Annotated in this window: 4 protein-coding genes; 3 read left to right on the top strand and 1 reads right to left on the bottom strand. The window is 65.8% G+C overall.

The features are described from left to right. Positions 1–30 precede the first annotated feature (30 nt). Positions 31–933, bottom strand: coding sequence for a LysR family transcriptional regulator (locus DBV14_RS33050; RefSeq protein WP_124466456.1), 903 nt, complete (start codon positions 931–933; stop codon positions 31–33). 110 nt (positions 934–1,043) lie between these two features. Between DBV14_RS33050 and gcl the strand changes: the two genes are divergently transcribed. The 3 genes from gcl to DBV14_RS33035 are packed head-to-tail and all read left to right on the top strand — an operon-like array spanning position 1,044 to position 4,577. Continuing rightward, positions 1,044–2,837, top strand: a complete 1,794-nt coding sequence (gene gcl, locus DBV14_RS33045; protein WP_124466453.1) for a glyoxylate carboligase — start codon at positions 1,044–1,046, stop codon at positions 2,835–2,837. Positions 2,838–2,856: 19 nt separating this feature from the next. Then, positions 2,857–3,642, top strand: a complete 786-nt coding sequence (gene hyi, locus DBV14_RS33040) for a hydroxypyruvate isomerase (RefSeq protein WP_124466450.1) — start codon at positions 2,857–2,859, stop codon at positions 3,640–3,642. A gap of 23 nt (positions 3,643–3,665) precedes the next feature. Beyond that, entirely contained in the window at positions 3,666–4,577 is a 912-nt protein-coding gene (locus DBV14_RS33035; RefSeq protein WP_124466447.1) for a 2-hydroxy-3-oxopropionate reductase, read from the top strand. The last annotated feature ends 51 nt before the right edge of the window (positions 4,578–4,628 follow it).

Genomic DNA, 4,628 nt, shown 5'->3' with positions numbered 1-4,628 from the left:
AAAGAATGACCCCGCTCCCAACAGCAGCCGTCACCCCGCCCACCACCCTTCGTCGAAGCGCCCCTGCAGAAAGGCGACAAACCCCGACACCTTCCCCGGCACCAGCTTCGGCGAAGGAAAGACAGCGTGAATCTCCTGCTCCGGCAACGCGTGGTCACCCAGCACCTGCAGCACCTTGCCAGCGACCAGCGACTCGCTGGCCACGTAGCGCGGCATCAACGCAATGCCCAATCCGTCGCGAGCGGCCGCCAACACAGCCGACAGGTTGTTCGAACGGAAACGCCCCGACACGGGCACCGTCACCGGCTCGCCCTTCGGCGTGTGCATGCGCCAGAACTCGTCGCCCACCACGCTGCTGTAGATCAACGCCACGTGCGCGCTCAGGTCTTGCGCGCGCTTCGGCGTGCCGTGCTTCTTCAGGTAACCCGGCGACGCCACCATCACCCAGGGGTTGACGCCCAGGTAGCGGGCGCCCAATGACGAGTCAGCCAGCTTGCCCATGCGGATCGCCACGTCGATGCCTTGCGCGATGAGGTCGACATAGCGGTCCTCGAAGCTCAGGTCGAGCTGCACCTGCGGATGGCGGCGCATGTACTCCAGCGCCAGCGGCACCACCACGCGGCGACCGAAGGCCACGGAGGTGCCGATGCGCAACAGCCCCTGCGCCTGGTTCTGCCGCAGCTGCACGATGCTGTCGGCCTCCTCCGCGTCGCGCACGATGGTCTTGCACTTCTCGTAGTACAGCGCGCCGGGCTCGGTGAGGCTCACGCCGCGCGTGTTGCGGTTGAGCAGCCGCACCTTCAGCCGCGCCTCGGTGGCCGCGACCTGCTTGGTCACGGTGGGCTGCGTGGTGTTGAACTCGCGGGCCGCCTTCGAGAAGCTGCCGGTCTCGACCACGCGCACGAACATTTCCATTGCCAACAATCTGTCCATGGCCGGATGTTAGTCACTTATTCCATGGCGGAATAGGTTTTATGGCCCGCAGCCGTCTTCTTGGAAAGCGCCCCGCTTCCTACAGTGAGGCCACCTCAAGGAGACTTTCAATGGCAAAGATGACAGCGATCCAGGCCGCGGTTCTGGTGATGGAAAAAGAAGGCGTGACGCAGGCCTTCGGCGTACCCGGCGCGGCAATCAACCCGCTGTACTCGGCGCTGCGCCAGCGCGGCAGCATCGCGCACATCCTGGCGCGGCACGTCGAGGGCGCTTCGCACATGGCCGAGGGCTACACCCGCGCGGTGCCGGGCAACATCGGCGTGTGCATCGGCACCTCGGGCCCGGCGGGCACCGACATGATCACCGGCCTGTACTCGGCCTGGGCCGACTCCATTCCCATTCTTTGCATCACCGGCCAGGCACCGCGCGCAAGGCTGTACAAGGAAGACTTCCAGGCGGTCGACATCGAGTCGATCTCCAAGCCCGTCACCAAGTGGTCGGTCACGGTGCGCGAGCCGGGCCAGGTGCCGCAGGTGTTCCAGCAGGCCTTTCACCTGATGCGCTCGGGCCGCCCGGGCCCGGTGCTGATCGACCTGCCCTTCGACGTGCAGATGGCGCAGATCGAGTTCGACATCGACAGCTACCAGCCGCTCACACCCTACAAGCCGGCCGCCACGCGCGCACAGATCGAAAAGGCCATCGGCATGCTGAACGCGGCCGAGCGCCCGCTCATCGTGGCTGGCGGCGGTGTCATCAACGCCGATGCGGCCGACCTGCTGGTGCGCTTTGCCGAAGCCACCGGCGTGCCGGTGATTCCCACGCTGATGGGCTGGGGCGCCATTGCCGACGACCACCCGCTGATGGCCGGCATGTGCGGCCTGCAGACCAGCCACCGCTACGGCAACGCGACCATGCTGGCGAGCGACTTCGTGCTGGGCATCGGCAACCGCTGGGCCAACCGCCACACCGGCTCGGTCGAGGTCTACACCAAGGGCCGCACCTTCGTGCATGTGGACATCGAGCCGACGCAGATCGGCCGCGTGTTCACGCCCGACTTCGGCATCGTGTCCGATGCCAAGGCCGCGCTCGAGCTGTTCGTGCAGGTCGCCGAAGAGATGAAGGCCAAGGGCCAGTTGCCGGAGCGCGGCGCCTGGGCCGGCGAATGCCGCGAGCGCAAGAAGACGATGCTGCGCAAGACCAACTTCGCCGACGTGCCGATGAAGCCGCAGCGCGTGTACCAGTGCATGAACAACCACCTGGACCGCGACACCTGCTACGTGAGCACCATCGGCCTGTCGCAGATTGCCGCCGCGCAGTTTTTGCATGTGTACAACCCGCGCCACTGGATCAACTGCGGCCAGGCCGGCCCGCTGGGTTGGACCATTCCTGCCGCGCTGGGTGTGCGCGCCGCCGACCCGACACGCAAGATCGTCGCGCTCTCGGGCGACTACGACTTCCAGTTCATGATCGAAGAGCTGGCCGTGGGCGCGCAGTTCAAGCTGCCGTACCTGCACATCGTGGTCAACAACTCCTACCTCGGCCTGATCCGCCAGGCGCAGCGCGGCTTCGAGATGGACTACTGCGTGCAGCTCGCATTCGACAACATCAACGCGTCGCCCGATGCGGGCGTGGAAAGCAGCTACGGCGTGGACCACATGAAGGTGGTCGAGGGCCTGGGCTGCAAGGCCATCCGCGTGAGCAAGCAGGAAGAGATGGCGCCCGCCATCGCCCGCGCCGAAGCGCTGATGGCCGAGTTCAGCGTGCCTGTGGTCATCGAGGTGATGCTGGAGCGCGTGACCAACATCGCGATGGGCACCGAGATCGACGCCATCAACGAATTCGAACCCCTGGCCGAAAGCACGGCCGACGCACCCACGGCCCTTGCCGTGGCGATGCTGGACTGAGAGAGCGAGAAAGACAGACATGCCCAAATTTGCAGCCAACCTCACGATGCTCTTCACGGAGCTGCCCTTCATGCAACGCTTCGAGGCCGCCGCCAAGGCCGGCTTCAAGGGCGTCGAGTACCTGTTCCCCTACGCCTTCGACAAGAAGGAGCTGGCCGCCGCGCTGCGCGCCAACGGCCTGCAGCAGGTGCTGCACAACCTGCCGGCTGGTGACTGGGACAAGGGCGAGCGCGGCATTGCCTGCCACCCCGACCGCACCGGCGAGTTCGCCGAAGGCATTGCCATGGCCATCGACTACGCCACCGCGCTCGGCTGCCCGCAGGTCAACTGCCTGATCGGCAAGGTGCCGCCGGGCGCCGACATCAACATCGTCAACCGCACGGTGATCGACAACCTGCGGCTGGCCGCGCGCGAACTGGAGGCCGCGGGCCTGCGCCTGCTGATCGAGCCGATCAACAGCTTCGACATTCCGGGCTTCTTTCTCACGCGCACCGACAAGGCGCTGGCGCTGATCGAAGCGGTGGGCTCGCCGAACCTGCGCGTGCAGTACGACATCTATCACGCGCAGCGCATGGAGGGCGAGCTGGGCAACACGCTGAGCAAGCACCTGGCGCAGATCGGCCACATCCAGCTGGCCGACAACCCCGGCCGCGGCGAACCGGGCACGGGCGAAATCAACTACCCGTGGCTGTTCAGGCACATCGATGCACTGGGCTACGACGGCTGGATCGGCTGCGAATACAAGCCCCGCACCGACACCGTGAACGGCCTGGGCTGGCGCGAAGCCCTCGTGCAGCCGCAATGAACGACATTCAAGGAAACAGAGACATGGCAACGACGCAACAAAAAATCGGATTCATCGGCCTCGGCATCATGGGCGCGCCCATGGCGGGGCACCTGCTCGACGCGGGCTGCGAGCTCTTCGTGAACACGCACGGCAATACGCCGGAGCCCTTCGTTTCGAAGGCGACCATCTGCGCCTCGGCCGCCGAGGTGGCACGCAAGGCTGACATCGTGTTCATCATGGTGCCGGACACGCCCGACGTGGAGAAGGTGCTGTTCGGCGAGCCGGGCAAGGAAGGCGTGGCGGCGGGCCTGAAAGACTCGCAGGGCAAGATCGTGGTCGACTGCAGCTCGATCGACCCGATTGCCACGAAAGAATTCGCGCGCCGCATCGTGGCGCTGGGCGCCGGCTATATCGACGCACCAGTCTCCGGTGGCGAAGTGGGCGCGAAGGCGGCAAGCCTGACGATCATGTGCGGCGGCGACGAAGGCACGTTCGGCCGGGTGAAGCCGCTGCTGGACAAGATGGGCAAGAACGTGACGCTGGTGGGCGGCGCGGGCGATGGCCAGGTGTGCAAGGTGGCAAACCAGATCATCGTGGCGCTGAACATCGCGGCGGTGAGCGAAGCCCTGGTGTTCGCATCGAAGGCGGGTGCGGACCCGGCGAAGGTGCGGCAGGCGTTGATGGGCGGCTTCGCGAGTTCGCGCATTCTGGAAGTGCACGGCGAGCGGATGATCAAGCGCACGTTTGCGCCGGGGTTCCGCATTTCGCTGCACCAGAAGGACCTGAACCTGGCGATGCAGAGTGCGCGTTCGCTGGGGGTGTCGTTGCCTCAGACCGCCAATGCGGCGCAGTTGATGAACGCCTGTTCGGCGATGGGCTACGGGCAGCTGGACCACTCGGCGTTGGTCAAGGCGCTCGAGGCGCTGGCTCAGCACACTGTTTCGCCGGACTGATCGGCTGTTTTTGTCGGCTGTACGGTGGGGGGTTTTGGCGCTGTCGTTCAG

Source organism: Variovorax sp. KBW07, assembly GCF_003852515.1.
GTDB lineage: Bacteria > Pseudomonadota > Gammaproteobacteria > Burkholderiales > Burkholderiaceae_C > Variovorax.
The sequence above is the reverse complement of the archived record's forward strand: the minus strand, read 5'-3'. Positions and strand labels throughout refer to the sequence as shown.